This window comes from Salmonella sp. 741265073_HBA (assembly GCF_046569105.1).
Lineage (GTDB): Bacteria > Pseudomonadota > Gammaproteobacteria > Enterobacterales > Enterobacteriaceae > Salmonella > Salmonella enterica.
Map to the genome: position 1 here is coordinate 372,237 of NZ_JBKFRY010000002.1, position 15,833 is coordinate 388,069.

General features: G+C 53.9%; 15 protein-coding genes. 1 reads left to right on the forward strand and 14 read right to left on the reverse strand.

The window, feature by feature from the left end:
• Positions 1–55: 55 nt before the first annotated feature.
• The 10 genes from ACLD3P_RS04325 to ACLD3P_RS04370 form a co-directional block, all read right to left on the reverse strand.
• The gene (locus ACLD3P_RS04325) at positions 56–1,009 is read right to left on the reverse strand and encodes a YbeF family transcriptional regulator (protein ID WP_001282816.1); all 954 of its coding nucleotides are present in this window, start codon (positions 1,007–1,009) and stop codon (positions 56–58) included.
• Between the two features lie 301 nt (positions 1,010–1,310).
• Entirely contained in the window at positions 1,311–1,952 is a 642-nt protein-coding gene (gene lipB / locus ACLD3P_RS04330; RefSeq protein ID WP_131046218.1) for a lipoyl(octanoyl) transferase LipB, read from the reverse strand.
• Positions 1,953–2,051: 99 nt separating this feature from the next.
• Positions 2,052–2,315, reverse strand: a complete 264-nt coding sequence (ybeD, locus tag ACLD3P_RS04335; protein ID WP_000850547.1) for a DUF493 family protein YbeD — start codon at positions 2,313–2,315, stop codon at positions 2,052–2,054.
• Between the two features lie 108 nt (positions 2,316–2,423).
• A complete protein-coding gene (gene dacA / locus ACLD3P_RS04340; protein ID WP_000858711.1) occupies positions 2,424–3,635 on the reverse strand; it encodes a D-alanyl-D-alanine carboxypeptidase DacA in 1,212 nt (403 codons plus the stop codon).
• 139 nt (positions 3,636–3,774) lie between these two features.
• On the reverse strand, positions 3,775–4,908 hold the full coding sequence (gene rlpA / locus ACLD3P_RS04345; protein ID WP_001231297.1) for an endolytic peptidoglycan transglycosylase RlpA: 1,134 nt from the start codon (positions 4,906–4,908) through the stop codon (positions 3,775–3,777).
• Positions 4,909–4,918: 10 nt separating this feature from the next.
• Positions 4,919–6,031, reverse strand: a complete 1,113-nt coding sequence (gene mrdB / locus ACLD3P_RS04350; protein ID WP_000131713.1) for a peptidoglycan glycosyltransferase MrdB — start codon at positions 6,029–6,031, stop codon at positions 4,919–4,921.
• Between the two features lie 2 nt (positions 6,032–6,033).
• Positions 6,034–7,935: a peptidoglycan DD-transpeptidase MrdA gene (gene mrdA, locus ACLD3P_RS04355; RefSeq protein ID WP_000828700.1), complete on the reverse strand. Its 1,902-nt coding sequence runs from the start codon at positions 7,933–7,935 to the stop codon at positions 6,034–6,036.
• Positions 7,936–7,965: 30 nt separating this feature from the next.
• Positions 7,966–8,433, reverse strand: a complete 468-nt coding sequence (rlmH, locus tag ACLD3P_RS04360; RefSeq protein ID WP_000776107.1) for a 23S rRNA (pseudouridine(1915)-N(3))-methyltransferase RlmH — start codon at positions 8,431–8,433, stop codon at positions 7,966–7,968.
• Positions 8,434–8,436: 3 nt separating this feature from the next.
• Positions 8,437–8,754 (reverse strand): ribosome silencing factor, encoded by a 318-nt coding sequence (rsfS, locus tag ACLD3P_RS04365; RefSeq protein WP_001161670.1) that lies wholly within the window; start codon positions 8,752–8,754, stop codon positions 8,437–8,439.
• A 327-nt stretch (positions 8,755–9,081) separates the two neighbouring features.
• Positions 9,082–9,690, reverse strand: a complete 609-nt coding sequence (locus tag ACLD3P_RS04370) for an adenosylcobalamin/alpha-ribazole phosphatase (RefSeq protein ID WP_001241922.1) — start codon at positions 9,688–9,690, stop codon at positions 9,082–9,084.
• Between the two features lie 96 nt (positions 9,691–9,786).
• Here ACLD3P_RS04370 and cobD point away from each other — a divergent pair, with 96 nt between their 5' ends.
• On the forward strand, positions 9,787–10,881 hold the full coding sequence (gene cobD, locus ACLD3P_RS04375) for a threonine-phosphate decarboxylase (RefSeq protein WP_411006339.1): 1,095 nt from the start codon (positions 9,787–9,789) through the stop codon (positions 10,879–10,881).
• On the opposite strand, the gene nadD is transcribed toward cobD, so the two are convergent.
• From nadD to leuS, 4 genes are read right to left on the reverse strand one after another with little or no spacing between them, the layout of a single operon-like run.
• The gene (nadD, locus tag ACLD3P_RS04380) at positions 10,856–11,497 is read right to left on the reverse strand and encodes a nicotinate-nucleotide adenylyltransferase (RefSeq protein WP_023972009.1); all 642 of its coding nucleotides are present in this window, start codon (positions 11,495–11,497) and stop codon (positions 10,856–10,858) included. The two genes, cobD and nadD, sit on opposite strands and share 26 nt — an antisense overlap.
• Position 11,498: 1 nt before the next feature.
• Entirely contained in the window at positions 11,499–12,530 is a 1,032-nt protein-coding gene (holA, locus tag ACLD3P_RS04385) for a DNA polymerase III subunit delta (protein WP_000620491.1), read from the reverse strand.
• Positions 12,530–13,120, reverse strand: a complete 591-nt coding sequence (gene lptE, locus ACLD3P_RS04390) for an LPS assembly lipoprotein LptE (protein ID WP_001269950.1) — start codon at positions 13,118–13,120, stop codon at positions 12,530–12,532. The genes holA and lptE overlap by 1 nt, the downstream gene beginning before the upstream one ends.
• A 14-nt stretch (positions 13,121–13,134) precedes the next feature.
• Complete coding sequence (gene leuS / locus ACLD3P_RS04395; protein WP_001157916.1) at positions 13,135–15,717, reverse strand: leucine--tRNA ligase; 2,583 nt, start codon at positions 15,715–15,717, stop codon at positions 13,135–13,137.
• Positions 15,718–15,833 lie beyond the last annotated feature (116 nt).

Consider the following 15,833-nt stretch of genomic DNA (forward strand, 5'->3'; position numbering starts at 1 on the left):
TTGTTGTTTTGTGCTGTTTGCCCATATCTTCCGTGACCTGGATGCAACATTTTTGTCAGAACGCCTCACGAATGATATCAATGACGTTCTCCAGCACCGGATCGCGCAGACTCAGTTTATTGTAATGCAGCGAGAACTCGACCTGTTCACTATTCACCGGCGCGTAGGGAAGGCGTTCAAGCGGCCAGCAACGGCTAAATAAGTCGTAGAAGCGGGCGGGCATCAGTCCCAGCAGATCGCTGCTGGCGATCAGCGAGGCAATGGTAAAAATATTGTAGCTGCTAAAACTGATTTGCTGATCGGGAAATGTCTCCTGCAGTCGCTGGCGCAGTAGGGAAAGATGTTGTCCCTCCAGCATCAGAAAGGTGTGATCCGCGCTGTTCAGTCTCTCTTCAGTAATGGCGTTCGCCAGACATGGGTGATGCTGGCGGCAGACAATCTCAAGCGTATCGCTAAACAGGACGTGATGCTGGATGCTCCGGTTGTTATAGCTATGGGTATTGATAATGAGATCGGTCTGAAACTGACTAAGCTGGCTTTCGGCATCGTCTACCGGAATGTTGCGCAGCAAAAGCTGAGGATAACGCGGCCTGATGGCCTGGTAAATAATCGGCATCACTAGCGCGCCGACCGAAGGCGTCGTGCCAATTGTAATGGTACGCTGCTTATCGTAGCTGCCCGTAAGATCCAGGGCGCCAAGAATAGATTCCAGCCCCTGGCTGATGTATTCGTGCAGATGCGTAGCATACGTCGTGGGCGTTACGCCCTGGCCTTTGCGAATAAACAGCGGATCGGGAAATATAGTCCGTAATTTTTGAATGGACTGGCTGATGGCTGACGGCGTCAGGTTAAGAATTTTCGCTGCATTGACGATCCCTTTATGGACATATACGGCCTCGAAAATCGTCAACAGATTGAGGTCAATATTTCTCAGTGTTCTGAAAATTTGCGGTTTGTCTTGTAGATGTTGATCGGCCGGTTGTCTTTCTGCCTGATTATTATCACTCACGCTCTGGCTCCGAATTCATTCGTATTATGAATAATAGATGAAATAGTATATTTTGCATTTATGAGTTGGTTTTAAAATTACTCTTATGAATGTATTTTAAGTCATTTCAATAAGATAAGTAACAGCAAGGCCGGGATTTTGTTCACGGAAAATTCCTCATCATGAGGACTGAAGAGGCCATGCCGCCTGGCGGCTACAGCAGGGATATAACGAAAATATAGAAAGCGGGGGGAGAAGTAAAGCATTCAAATCATATATGATTAATGACCCATAAATTTCTTGGGCCATTATATTTTACGCATTAAGCAGCAATATATTCATACGATGGATTATTTAGCAGAGCTAAAATATTCGCCAGCAAGCGGGGCGCAATATTATCCGTGGTAGCGTCTTCTTTCCACTGTGTTATTTTGGCCATTTCCATGCCGGCATAACCACACGGGTTGATACGTAGGAAAGGAGAAAGATCCATGTTAACGTTTAGCGCTAAACCGTGGAATGAGCAGCCGCGACGGATACGTAAACCCAGCGAGCAGATTTTCTTTTCACCCACATAGACGCCCGGCGCATCGGCGCGCGGATGCGCCTCAATACCAATTTCAGCCAGCGTATTCACCACGGTCTGTTCAAGTAGGGTGACTAAATCACGCACGCCCAGTTTACGTCGTTTCAGGTTAAGTAAAACGTACATTACCTGTTGGCCCGGACCATGATAGGTCACCTGTCCTCCACGATCGCTCTGCACAACGGGAATATCGCCAGGCATCAATATATGTTCCGCTTTACCGGCCTGGCCCTGGGTAAACACCGGGTAATGCTCAACCAACCAGATTTCATCATGGCTGTTTTCATCGCGCATATCGGTAAAGTTATGCATGGCCTGAGAGATAGCTTTATAGGGCTGAAGGCCGAGCTGGCGGACAAGGATTTTATCCTGATACAAAACGGCATCTCCGTAGAGAATGAAAAAAGAGAGGAAAGTATATCACAGCGGGGGAGGCGGGGAGTTACCCGGATAAGACCGGGTAACCGTCTGGATGTATTACAATACCATTCGCACGATATCAATATTGCCCAGTTCTTCGTACAGCGTTTCAACCTGTTCAATATGGGTGGCATTAATGGTGATAGAGACCGAGTGGTAGTTGCCTTTGCTGCTCGGTTTTACCGTCGGAGAGTAATCACCAGGCGCATGGCGCTGTACCACTTCAACCACCTGATCAACCAGCTCAGGTAACGCCTGCCCCATTACTTTGTAAGTAAATGGCGTAGGGAATTCAAGCAGTTCGTTAAGTTTGGTTTTCATGTCAGCTCCGGCATTACGTAAAAAAAATAACAACTCCCGCCACAGGGCGGGAGTTTTACTGATGCATAGTATATGGGGACGAAAATCACACTTTCAAGCGTTCAATTTTTATCCAAACCAGTGATGGAACATTAATTTAATGTAATCAATGATTTTACCGAAGAAGTTCCCTTCCGGGATCTCTTGCAGTACGACCAGCGGACGCTGCTCGATGGTTTTACCGTCCAGCTGGAAGTTGATGGTGCCGACCACCTGGTTTTTCTGCAGCGGCGCGTGCAGTTCTGCGGTATTCAGTACATAGCTCGCTTTCAAATCTTTCATGCGACCACGAGGGATCGTCAGGTAAACGTCTTTATCGACGCCCAGCGAGGCGCGATCGGTATTACCAAACCAGGCGGGTTCAGAGGCGAACTCTTTACCAGCCTTCAGCGGATTAACGGTTTCAAAGAAACGGAAGCCCCACGTCAGCAGTTTTTTGCTTTCTGTTTCACGGCCTTTATAGGTCCGTCCGCCCATCACGGCGGAAATCAATCGCATCTGGCCTTCGGTTGCGGAAGCGACCAGATTATAGCCCGCTTTGCTGGTATGGCCGGTTTTGATGCCGTCCACATTCAGGCTGTTATCCCACAGCAGACCGTTACGGTTTAACTGGCGAATGCCGTTAAAGGTGAACTCTTTTTCTTTATAAACGGCATATTCGTTAGGCACATCGCGAATTAACGCCTGACCAATCAGCGCCATATCGCGAGCTGAACTGTATTGTCCGTCGGCGTCCAGGCCGTGTACGGTCTGGAAGTGGGTATTTTTCAGCCCCAACGCGTTCACATAGCTATTCATCAGCCCGACGAAAGCATCCTGGCTACCGGCGGCGAAATCAGCCATTGCCACACAGGCGTCATTGCCGGATTGCAGATTGATGCCGCGTATCAACTGAGAGACCGGTACCTGCATTCCCGGCTTGAGGAACATCAGCGAGGAGCCTTTAAATACCGGATTGCCGGTGGCCCAGGCGTCATTACCGACGGTAACCAGGTCGGTTTCTTTAAATTTACCCGCTTTCATTGCCTGTCCGATGACGTAACTGGTCATCATCTTCGTCAGACTCGCCGGGTCGCGACGTTCGTCGGCGTTTTGTTCCGCCAGAACTTTACCGGAGTTGTAGTCGATCAGGATGTAGGATTCCGCATCGATCTGCGGAACACCCGGGATCATAGTTTTGATATTCAGGTCATCGGCATGTGCGGTTGAGATAAACGCGGCACAAAGCGCCGTGGTGAGCGCCATGCGCTGCATAAAACGAGCGGAAAAAGTGGTCTTCATGGTCTGAACTACGACGTCCGTGATGAAATTAAAAAAAGAGCCCTACTATAGCAAAAGCATAACTGGCAGGCATCTGACTTTCCGCGTGACTTTGTTAATGTCATTTACAGAAATTGACAGTACAGATACCTGCGATCGGTTACTGCGCGCTGGCGATAAAGGACTGTAATTGTGCTTCTGTTTGCAAACGTTGCTGTAACGCGCTGGCTTCGGCTTTACTGGCAAAAGGCCCCAGTTGAATACGCCAGACCGCGCCGTTTTGTATTACGCGTCCTGGTACGCTGAACTGCTGGCTTAAACGCTGTTGGTATTGCTGCGCACGCGTTTGATCGCTGACGGCGCCGACCTGGACGACGAAACGGCCGCTCGCCGCGGCGACAGGCGCGCTCACCGGGGCAGATACCGGGGCCGTGGCGGCAGGCGCGCTCACCGGCGTCGCAGTCGCTGGAGCCGTCACCGGCGCGGAAACCGGCGCTGGCTGTGGCGCCGGCGTCGGTTCATTACCCTCCAGCACGCCAGGCGCCAGCGTGGTCGGCGCGCCGAGGAAGCCGCTGCTGCTCACCGGCGCACCGGTGGTATCGTCACTTTTCAACGTGGAATTACTGACCGGAAGAACGTCGCCTTGCGGTTGCGCAGGCGCTGAAGAGGCGCTTCCCATTCCGCCGCTTAAATCAGGGCGCGGGGGCAGAGCGTAGGTCTGTTTCGCCACCGTCGTACAGGCCATCCCCGGGCCGGAGAGCGAACCATCCGGCGCCACGATAATAGGGTCAATCCGTACTTTAGTATTATTCGAGGTATTCAGACGATCCGCCGCCGCGCGGGACAGGGAGATGACCCGATCGGTGCCATAGGGGCCGCGATCGTTAATACGCACGACGATCATGCGACCGTTGGCCAGGTTGGTGATTCGCGCATAGCTGGGGATAGGCAGTGTCGGATGGGCGGCGGTAAGCTGCATCGGATCGAACATCTCCCCGGAGGCGGTTAAATTACTGCCGGGTTCCGCATCATAAATAGCGGCCAGGCCAGCCTGGCTAAAGCGGGACGGGTCCTGAACGATTTTATAACTTTTACCGTCACGCTGATAATCCTGGTTTGCGGTCGGATTCAGAGGTTCATAACGCGGTTCCGCTCCGCTGATTTCCACAGTCGGACCATTACATACCGCAGGTTGCGGCGCGACGGTGGTTTGCTGCTGACCGCCGTCATTAGTACATGCCGCGAGTAGTACTATCCCTGCCGCGACGCAGATTACAGGCAACTGCTTACGCATTGCGCACCCCTTATACGCTTTTCGACAACATTTTTCTGTGGGTGTGGATCGACATCACAATCCCGAACCCGGCCATCAGCACAATCAGTGCGGAGCCCCCGTAGCTGACCAGGGGTAAAGGTACTCCAACCACAGGCAGAATACCGCTCACCATACCAATATTTACGAAGACATAAACGAATAATATTAACATTAATCCGCCAGCCATCACGCGACCAAATGTAGTTTGCGCTCTGGCGGCAATCCACAGACCGCGCATTATTAGCAAAATATAGAGCGCGAGCAGAATCAGGATGCCCACCAGACCGAGCTCTTCCGCCAGTACCGCGAAGATAAAGTCGGTATGGCGTTCGGGTAAAAACTCCAGCTGCGACTGGGTGCCGTGGAGCCAGCCTTTGCCGCGCAGGCCGCCTGAGCCAATGGCGATTTTAGACTGAATAATATGATAGCCCGCGCCCAGCGGATCGGTCTCCGGATCAAGGAGCATCATGACGCGCTGGCGTTGGTAATCGTGCATCAGGAAAAACCACAAAATAGGAATAAATGCAGCGATCAATACAATGGCGACCCCAATTAAGCGCCAGCTCAGACCAGACAAAAATAGGACAAAGAGACCGGAAAGGGCGACCAGAATAGACGTCCCCAGGTCCGGCTGGGCGGCAACCAGCAGGGTAGGCATAAAGATTAATACCAGGGCGATGGCGGTATTTTTCAGCGAGGGCGGACAGACGTCACGGTTAATAAAGCGGGCGACCATCAGCGGCACGGCGATTTTGGCTATTTCCGAAGGCTGAAAGCGAACGATTCCCAGATCGAGCCAGCGCTGCGCGCCTTTGGATATTGCGCCGAAGGCATCAACGGCGACCAGCAGAATGATACAAATGATATAGAGATAGGGCGCCCAGCCTTCATACACGCGCGGCGGGATCTGCGCCATCACCACCATAACCACCAGCCCCATCGCAATCTGACCGATTTTACGCTCCATCATGCCGATGTCCTGGCCGCTGGCGCTCCAGATGACCAATGCGCTGTAAACCAGTAACGCCAGCAGAATGAGTAGCATCGTGGGATCGATATGAATTTTATCCCAGAAGGTTTTTTTGTTCGGATTATCCGTCATGATTATTGGTCCTCCGCCGCTGCAACCACCGGGTTTTCCGCAGGCAAATGGGTGTTGTTGTCGCCCAGCATAATGTGATCAAGGATTTGGCGCATGATCGTGCCTACTGCCGGGCCTGCGCCGCCGTTTTCAAGGATGATCGCGACGGCGACCTGGGGATTGTTATACGGCGCAAAGGCGGTCATCAATTTATGGTCGCGCAGGCGCTCGGCGATTTTATGCGCATTGTACGTTTCGTTGGCCTTCAGGCCAAAGACCTGCGCGGTGCCCGACTTCGCCGCGATTTTATAGGGCGCGCTGGCAAAATATTTATGCGCCGTGCCGTTAGGGCGGTTGGCGACGCCATACATGCCATCTTTCGCAATTTCCCAGTAGCCGGAGTGAATATCGCCCACCGGCGGCTCATGCGGCTGTACCCACGGCACCTGTTTACCGTTTTCCGCGGTGCTCATTAACAGGTGCGGGACTTTAACTACACCGTCGTTAATAAGGATCATCAGCGCCTTACTCATCTGAATCGGCGTTGCCGTCCAGTAACCCTGGCCGATGCCCACCGGAATCGTATCGCCCTGATACCACGGTTTTTTAAAGCGTTTCTGTTTCCACTCGCGGGTCGGCATATTACCAGAGCGCTCTTCTGCGAGATCAATTCCCGTATAGTGACCATAGCCGAACTTACCCATCCATTCTGACAGGCGATCGATCCCCATGTCATAGGCCACCTGATAGAAGAAGGTATCTGCCGACTCTTCAAGGGATTTGGTGATATTCAGATGCCCGTGGCCCCATTTTTTCCAGTCGCGGTAGCGTTTCTCAGACCCCGGCAACTGCCACCAGCCAGGGTCGAAAAGACTGGTGTTACGGGTGATGACGCCAGCGCTTAACGCCGATACGGCGACGTAAGGCTTAACGGTAGAAGCGGGTGGGTAGACACCCTGAGTCGCGCGGTTCACTAATGGCGTGTTCGGGTCGTTAAGCAGCCCGGAGTAATCTTTGCTGGAGATGCCATCCACGAAAAGGTTAGGGTCGTAACTTGGCATGGAGACCAGCGATAGCACGCCGCCGGTACGCGGATCGGTGACAATCACCGCCGCGCGACTGCCTGCCAGCAGCGTTTCAATATACTGCTGGAGCTTGAGATCCAGCGTCAGGTAGATATCGTGTCCGGCCTGCGGCGGCACCTCTTTGAGCTGGCGAATGACGCGGCCGCGGTTGTTGACTTCAACCTCTTCATAACCGGTTTGCCCATGCAGAATATCTTCATAGTAGCGCTCAATGCCCAGCTTGCCGATGTCATGGGTGGCGGCGTAGTTTGCCAGTTTGTTTTCTCTGTCGAGACGCTCGACGTCTTTATCATTGATTTTCGATACGTAGCCGATAACGTGGGTCAGCGCCGATCCGTATGGATAATAGCGGCGTTTATAGCCTTTGACTTCGACGCCCGGAAAACGGTACTGGTTGACAGCAAAGCGCGCGACCTGAACTTCCGTCAGGTTTGTTTTCACCGGAATAGAAGTAAAGCGATGGGATCGGGCGCGCTCTTTTTTAAAGGCGGCGATATCGTCGTCGTTTAAATCGACCACACTGCGTAGCGCATCCAGCGTTTGCTGAACGTTATCCACCTTTTCCGGCATCATTTCAATCTGATAGATAGTGCGGTTCAGCGCAAGGGGAATGCCGTTGCGGTCGTAGATTATCCCGCGGCTTGGCGCAATTGGCACCAGCTTGATACGGTTTTCGTTCGAGCGGGTCTGGTAATCGGTAAAACGAAGGATTTGCAGATTATACAAATTGGCGATCAGTACGCCGGTCAGCAGCAAAATACCCAAAAAGGCGACCAGCGCCCGACGCACAAACAGTGCGGACTCAGCCGTATAGTCACGAAAAGAATTTTGTCGTTTCATCCGCTGCTTAATCTTCTCAAGACTTCACGATCACTCACGGTGATAAGGGTGGTTGGTTGTGATGCTCCACGCCCGGTACAAACTCTCCGCGACCAGAACCCGAACCAGCGGGTGAGGGAGCGTTAACGCCGAGAGCGACCAGCTCTGTTCCGCTGCCGCTTTGCAGGCGGGAGATAATCCTTCCGGGCCGCCAATCAGCAAACTGACGTCGCGCCCGTCCTGTTTCCAGCGCTCCAGCTCATTGGCTAACTGCGGCGTATCCCACGGCTTGCCTGGAATATCCAGGGTAACAATGCGATTCTTACCGGCGGCGGCCAGCATCTGCTCGCCCTCTTTGTCGAGAATGCGTTTGATATCCGCGTTCTTGCCGCGTTTGCCCGCAGGGATTTCGATCAGCTCAAAGGGCATATCTTTCGGAAAACGACGCAGATATTCCGTAAATCCCGTTTGAACCCAGTCGGGCATCTTCGTGCCGACAGCGACAAGTTGCAGCTTCACGCATTAACTCCAGAGTTTTTCCAGTTCATACAGGCGGCGACTTTCTTCCTGCATGACATGCACAATCACATCGCCCAGATCGACGACAATCCAGTCAGCCGCATTTTCGCCTTCGACGCCCAATGGCAGCATACCGGCCGCGCGCGACGACTGCACCACGTGGTCGGCAATAGACATAACGTGACGGCTGGAGGTGCCGGTACAAATAATCATACAGTCGGTGATACTGGATTTACCCTGAACATCTAAGGCGATGATGTCCTGACCTTTCAGGTCATCAATTTTGTCGATAACAAAATCCTGGAGTGCTTTACCCTGCAAGTTTTCCCCCTGGGTGAATAATTGCGTTATAACGATAGAAAAAGGCCAACAGGCTGGACCGGTAAGGCGTTGCGAGTTAACGCTAACCTTCCGGCGGGACGCCGTGTAGTATACCTGAATTAGCGGCGATACCGGGACTTATGTCGCCGGATCGGCGTTTAAAACCAGATTATCATCCCATCCCACGTCACAGAAAGCATCGCCATTTTTGTAAAACAATTTCTGCAAAGCTCTGCAAGGTGAAAAAAGCCTGGCTGCGGAGAATAACAGCCTGTCGGGGGCTGTCAATGGGCGAAACCGCTGCGGCGAGAAAAAACGGAAAATTCATCACTCAGGCCGCCAGACGGCACGACTATTTAATACTTTCAGGGTGGCGAACCCTTCGCATATGTCGATTGCGCTCCAGCATCCCTGTTCTACCCGGAAATGCCATAGCGAGGCTGCGGGCATTGCGAGCAGACGGGCAATCAACAGGCTGAGTACGCCCTGATGGCTGACGATCAGCAGGTTCTGGCAATCGCTGAACGCGTCGAGTCGCGAGATAAAGCGCTCTACGCGCCGGGTAAAAGCCTGAAAACCCTCGCCATTGGTCGGAACCGCATTCTGCCAGTCCGTACACCAGGCGGCATAGCTTTCGGCATCTTCATGGGTGAGGTCGCGGTGATGGCGCATTTCCCAGTCGCCGAAGTACATCTCATTAAGCTCAGGTAAGATGTGTTGCGGCACATCCCGGCCCTCCAGTACGAGCCGGGCGGTATGGCGCGCGCGCTCCAGCTCGCTGCATAACACCCGGTCAAATGGCGCGTGGCGCAATAAAGTATGTAGCGTTTTCGCCTGGCCAATCCCTTTTTCCGTTAACGGCGTGGGAGCATGTCCGCTATACAACCCGGCGACATTGGCCTCGGTTTCGCCATGACGCACCAGCCACAATCGCATGGTATTCCTCATGAGGTTAAATGCGCAAAACATGATAATGCCCCTGATTGCGCAACGTTTTTTTCACTAAAATAGCGTTTTTTGGCCGGAGGCATAATGGCGTTATTCAACAGCGCGCATGGCGGTAATATTCGGGAAGCCGCGACGGTGTTGGGCATCTCACCTGACCAGTTACTGGATTTTAGCGCAAACATTAATCCGCTGGGTATGCCTGTCAGCGTGAAACGCGCGCTTATCGACAAACTGGACTGCATTGAGCGCTACCCGGACGCCGATTATTTTCATTTGCACCAGGCGCTGGCGCGTCATCATCAGGTGCCGGCATCGTGGATACTGGCGGGAAATGGCGAGACGGAGTCAATCTTTACCGTGGCGAGCGGTCTTAAACCGCGTCGTGCAATGATTGTCACGCCAGGTTTCGCGGAGTATGGCCGGGCGCTGGCGCAAAGTGGCTGTGAAATTCGTCGCTGGTCTCTACGCGAAGCGGATGGCTGGCAGCTTACCGATGCCATTCTTGAGGCGTTGACGCCCGATCTGGACTGCCTGTTTCTGTGTACGCCCAATAATCCTACCGGCCTGCTGCCGGAGCGGCAGTTATTACAGGCCATTGCCGAACGCTGCAAATCGCTGAACATTAACCTGATCCTGGATGAAGCGTTTATCGATTTTATTCCGCATGAGACGGGCTTTATTCCTGCTCTTAAAGATAATCCGCATATCTGGGTGCTGCGTTCGCTGACCAAATTTTATGCCATTCCCGGCCTGCGGTTGGGATATCTCGTCAATAGCGATGACGCGGCGATGGCGCGGATGCGTCGCCAACAAATGCCGTGGTCGGTTAACGCGCTGGCGGCGCTTGCCGGTGAGGTAGCGTTACAGGATAGCGCCTGGCAACAGGCGACCTGGCATTGGTTACGGGAGGAGGGCGCCCGGTTTTATCAGGCGCTTTGTCAGCTCCCCCTGCTGACGGTTTATCCCGGGCGGGCAAACTATCTGTTGTTACGCTGTGAGCGAGAGGATATTGATCTGCAGCGACGGTTGCTGACGCAGCGGATTTTAATCCGTAGCTGCGCTAACTACCCGGGGCTGGACAGCCGCTATTATCGTGTGGCGATACGCAGCGCTGCGCAAAACGGGCGTCTGTTGTCGGCGCTGCGCAATGTGCTTACCGGTATAACCCCTGCTGATTGATGTAGTTCAGCACGTTTTCCGGCAACAGATCGTCGCAGGACTCGCCTTTTTCCAGACGTTCGCGGATGAGGGTTGCGGAGATATTAAGCCAGGGCGTTTCCGCCAGGTAAATTTTACCGGCTGGCAACTGGTGCAGATCGTCCGGCGTATGGGTCAGATGCTGTTCCAGCCACTGCTGGTGTTGCGCCTGCGTCATTTCAAGGGGATAGCCCGGACGACGACAAACGATCAGGTGAGTGTTATCGAGGATGGTGTCGTAATCATGCCAGGAGGGGAAGTTAAGCAGCGAATCCTGGCCGATAATAAACGCCAGCGGCGCTTCGGGGCCCTGTTCTTCGCGCCATGCTTTCAGCGTTTGCGCAGTGTAAGAGGGCGCGTTTCGCTGTAGCTCGCGTTCATCCAGCGTAAAAAGCGGCTTATCGGCGATAGCCAGCTCCAGCATATATTTACGCTGCGCGCTGGAGGCTTCCGGCTGGGGGCGATGCGGCGGCACATTGTTAGGCATAATAATCACCCGCGATAAGCCGATCAGATTCGCCAGCGTTTCAACAGGTTTAAGATGTCCATAATGCACCGGATCAAAGGTGCCGCCGAATAAAGCCTGTAACGATTTCATATCACCCATCAATAAATACGTCTGCCAGCGCCTTATGGCAGAGCAGGAGCGACAGCCCTTCAAGATCTGCCCATACTGACTGACCATAATCCTGTTTGAGCGTAATTTCTGTACGCGTCAGTAACTGCACGGCCTGGCGAAGCTGTGCAGGATGGAGACGCTGCAACGCGTCGCCGATCATGGGGCGACGGTTTTGCCAGACCCGGTGTTTATCAAACAGCGCGCGTAACGGCGTATGCGCGGACTGACGTTTGAGATTGACCAGTAGCAGCAGCTCTCGCTGGAGGGTCCGCAGCAGAATAACCGGTTCGCTGCCTTCAAGGCGTAGCTGTTGCAGGATATGCAGCGCGCGTTTGCTTTTCCCCATCAGTAACGCATCCACCCAGTGGAAAGGGGTAAAGTGGGCGGCGTCATTGACGGCCTGCTCCACGCGAGGAAGCGTTAACTTACCGTCAGGCCAGAGCAGCGACAGTCGTTCCAGCGCCTGTGCCAGCGCCAACAGATTGCCCTCATAGCAATAGCACAGCAGTTGGTTCGCGGCGTCATCCAGTTGCAAATTCTGTGCTTTCGCTCTGGCGGCCACCCAGCGGGGAAGCTGCGCCTGCTCCGGCGTCTGACAACTGACCTGAACGCTACGGTCTGCCAGTGCGGTATACCAGGCGGCGTTTTCCTGCGCTTTGGTGAGCTTGTTTCCGCGTACTATTAATAACAGGTCGTCATGCAGCAGCTCGCTCAGCGTGGCGAGTTGCTCATTCATTGCCGCGTTAGGCCCGTTTTCCGGCAGTTGCAGCACCAGCGTTTGACGGCTGGCGAACAGGCTCATCGCCTGGCAGAGTGAGAAAAGCGATCCCCAGTCTGTACTGGGATCGAGAGTAAAAGCGTGGTGCTCTTCGAAGCCTTGCGACGCAGCCGCCAGACGAATAGCGTCCTGACTTTCCTGCAGCAGCAGCGGATCGTTGCCCAATAATAAATATGCCGCACGCAGCCCTTCGTTGAGCTGCGCGCGGAGTTGTTCAGGATACAACCTGATCATTAGTTACTCAGCGTAGTGGAGACGCGTGCTGGCGTAGAGGCGGGCGCCGCCGTCTCATTGTCGGCGGTAGCCTCCTCTTTCGTCGCCTGAATATCCGCCGCGCGGACGCTGGTCAGCTTACGAATCAGCTGTTCAGCGGCTTTGTCGTACATCTCCTGAACGATCATGGCCTGCTCGTTATCCTTCGCCAACGCCATCTGCGGGTTATCGAAGAACGAACGGTACACTTTCGTGCTGATAGGATAGATGTCATGGCCCGGAATCAATACCGAGGCATTGACGGTCATCACCATCTGATATTCCGCCGTCTGGCCGTCCTGGAACACTGACGCCGTATCCTGCGAAATAGTCACCGTTCCAAGCCGCAGAGACGGAACGTCTTTGCGCGTTGTGTCTTTATCAAGCAGGTTTACGTTATTCAGCCGTAACTGATTACGTACCGCACGACTTAGCGGACCGTTCGGATCGCCGGAATCGAGGATCATCGTTTTCATTGAAGCCGGAACCTGCGTAGTGCTACGCAGATGCCAGCCGCATCCGGCGGTGACCAGCACCGCCAGAGATAACAACAGTGTTACCAGATATCGCACGCTTCCTCCCGCGCTTAGCCAACAACCAGATTGAGGAGTTTACCCGGAACGTAAATCACTTTACGCACGGTAACACCATCAAGATATTTTGCCACCAGATGTTCCTGGCCTGCACGTTCACGCACCTGTTCTTCGGTGGCATCCACCGCAACGGTGATCTTACCGCGAACTTTACCGTTAACCTGCACGACAACCAGCGTGGTGTTTTCCACCATTGCCTGCTCGTCGGCAACCGGCCACGGCGCGTTGTCGATATCGCCTTCGCCACCCAGTTCCTGCCACAAGGTAAAGCAGACGTGCGGGGTGAACGGGTTAAGCATACGCACGACGGCCTGCAGCGCTTCCTGAAGCAGTGCGCGGTCTTGTTCGCCTTCCTGCGGGGCTTTCGCCAGTTTGTTCATCAACTCCATGATCGCCGCAATGGCGGTGTTGAACGTCTGACGGCGGCCGATATCATCGGTCACTTTGGCAATGGTTTTATGCACATCGCGACGCAGCGCTTTTTGATCTTCGCTCAGCGCATCGACGTTCAGCGCCGCGACAGGACCTTTAGCGGTGTGTTCGTAAACCAGCTTCCAGACGCGTTTAATAAAGCGGTTTGCGCCTTCTACGCCGGACTCCTGCCATTCCAGAGTCATATCCGCCGGAGAAGCGAACATCATAAACAGGCGTACCGTGTCCGCGCCATAACGTTCAACCATTACCTGCGGGTCGATACCGTTATTTTTCGACTTGGACATTTTACTCATGCCAGTGTAGACCAGCTCATGACCCGCTGCGTCTTTTGCTTTGACGATGCGGCCTTTTTCATCGCGCTCGACGATAGCGTCAACTGGCGAAACCCAGTTACGTTCGCCGTTCTCGCCGACATAATAGAACGCATCCGCCAGCACCATGCCCTGACACAGCAACTGCTTAGCCGGCTCGTCAGAGGTGACCATGCCCGCATCGCGCATCAGCTTATGGAAGAAGCGGAAGTAGAGCAGGTGCATGATGGCATGTTCAATACCGCCGATGTAGATGTCGACTGGCAGCCAGTAGTTTGCCGCTTTCGAATCCAGCATTCCTTCCTGATACTGCGGGCAGGTGTAACGCGCGTAGTACCATGACGATTCCATAAAGGTGTCGAAGGTGTCGGTTTCACGCAGCGCCGGCATACCGTTAACGGTAGTTTTCGCCCACTCAGGATCGGCCTTGATCGGGCTGGTGATGCCGTCCATGACGACATCTTCCGGCAAAATAACCGGCAGTTGATCTTCCGGCGTCGGCAGCACGGTGCCATCTTCCAGGGTGACCATCGGGATCGGCGCGCCCCAGTAACGCTGACGGGAAACGCCCCAGTCACGCAGACGATAGTTCACTTTACGTTCGCCGACGCCTTTTTCCGCCAGTTTATCGGCAATGGCGTTAAACGCCGCTTCAAAGGCCAGACCGTCGAACTCGCCGGAGTTAAACAGCACGCCTTTTTCGGTCAGCGCCTGTTCGGAAAGATCCGGCTCGGAACCGTCGGCGGCCAGAATCACCGGCTTGATGGTCAAACCGTATTTGGAGGCAAATTCGTAGTCGCGCTGATCGTGACCCGGAACGGCCATCACCGCGCCAGTGCCGTACTCCATCAGGACAAAGTTTGCCGCCCAGACCGGGATCTCTTCGCCAGTTAACGGATGAATCGCTTTATAGCCGGTGTCGACGCCTTTTTTCTCCATGGTCGCCATTTCGGCTTCGGCCACTTTGGTGTTACGGCATTCGTCGATGAACGCCGCCAGCTCGGCGTTGTTCGCCGCCGCTTTTTGCGCCAGCGGATGACCGGCGGCCACCGCCAGGTAAGTGGCGCCCATAAAGGTATCCGGACGGGTGGTATAGACGGTCAGGGTGTTATCGTAACCCTTCACATCGAAGGTGATTTCCACGCCTTCAGAGCGGCCAATCCAGTTGCGTTGCATCGTTTTTACGGTATCAGGCCAGTGGTCCAGCTTATCCAGATCGCGCAACAGCTCGTCTGCGTAAGCGGTGATTTTGATAAACCACTGTGGGATCTCTTTACGCTCAACTTTGGTGTCGCAGCGCCAGCAGCAGCCGTCGATCACCTGTTCGTTGGCGAGAACGGTCTGATCGTTCGGGCACCAGTTAACGGCAGAAGTCTTCTTGTACACCAGGCCTTTTTTATACAGCTCGGTGAAGAACTTCTGTTCCCAACGGTAGTATTCCGGGGTGCAGGTCGCGATTTCACGGCTCCAGTCATAACCAAAACCCAGCGTTTTGAGCTGGTTTTTCATGTACGCGATGTTGTCGTACGTCCACGGCGCCGGCGCGGTGTTGTTCTTTACCGCCGCGCCTTCCGCCGGCAGGCCGAAGGCGTCCCAGCCGATTGGCTGCAGCACGTTTTTGCCCAGCATACGCTGGTAGCGGGCAACCACGTCGCCGATGGTGTAGTTACGTACGTGGCCCATGTGTAGTCGGCCAGAAGGATAGGGAAGCATCGACAGGCAGTAATACTTCTCTTTGCTCTCGTCTTCGGTCACTTCAAATGTGCGCTTCTCATCCCAGTGAAGCTGTACTTTGGATTCTATCTCTTCCGGGCGGTATTGCTCTTGCATGGCAGCCAGTAGTCCTGTTTTCGATACAGCTACAAATGTAGCTTTAGAGGTGGTGTTTAGATCCGCATAGCATAGCCCAAACACGCACGTCAAAACAGGGGGTAGAACATTTGTCG

What these genes read in the sequence shown, in the direction of transcription:
- ybeD (WP_000850547.1), bottom strand. Translation starts at nt 2,315, where the DNA reads ATGAAAACCAAACTTAACGAACTGCTTGAATTCCCTACGCCATTTACT.
- dacA (WP_000858711.1), bottom strand. Translation starts at nt 3,635, where the DNA reads ATGAAGACCACTTTTTCCGCTCGTTTTATGCAGCGCATGGCGCTCACC.
- rlpA (WP_001231297.1), bottom strand. Translation starts at nt 4,908, where the DNA reads ATGCGTAAGCAGTTGCCTGTAATCTGCGTCGCGGCAGGGATAGTACTA.
- mrdB (WP_000131713.1), bottom strand. Translation starts at nt 6,031, where the DNA reads ATGACGGATAATCCGAACAAAAAAACCTTCTGGGATAAAATTCATATC.
- mrdA (WP_000828700.1), bottom strand. Translation starts at nt 7,935, where the DNA reads ATGAAACGACAAAATTCTTTTCGTGACTATACGGCTGAGTCCGCACTG.
- ACLD3P_RS04370 (WP_001241922.1), bottom strand. Translation starts at nt 9,690, where the DNA reads ATGCGATTGTGGCTGGTGCGTCATGGCGAAACCGAGGCCAATGTCGCC.
- cobD (WP_411006339.1), top strand. Translation starts at nt 9,787, where the DNA reads ATGGCGTTATTCAACAGCGCGCATGGCGGTAATATTCGGGAAGCCGCG.
- nadD (WP_023972009.1), bottom strand. Translation starts at nt 11,497, where the DNA reads ATGAAATCGTTACAGGCTTTATTCGGCGGCACCTTTGATCCGGTGCAT.
- holA (WP_000620491.1), bottom strand. Translation starts at nt 12,530, where the DNA reads ATGATCAGGTTGTATCCTGAACAACTCCGCGCGCAGCTCAACGAAGGG.
- leuS (WP_001157916.1), bottom strand. Translation starts at nt 15,717, where the DNA reads ATGCAAGAGCAATACCGCCCGGAAGAGATAGAATCCAAAGTACAGCTT.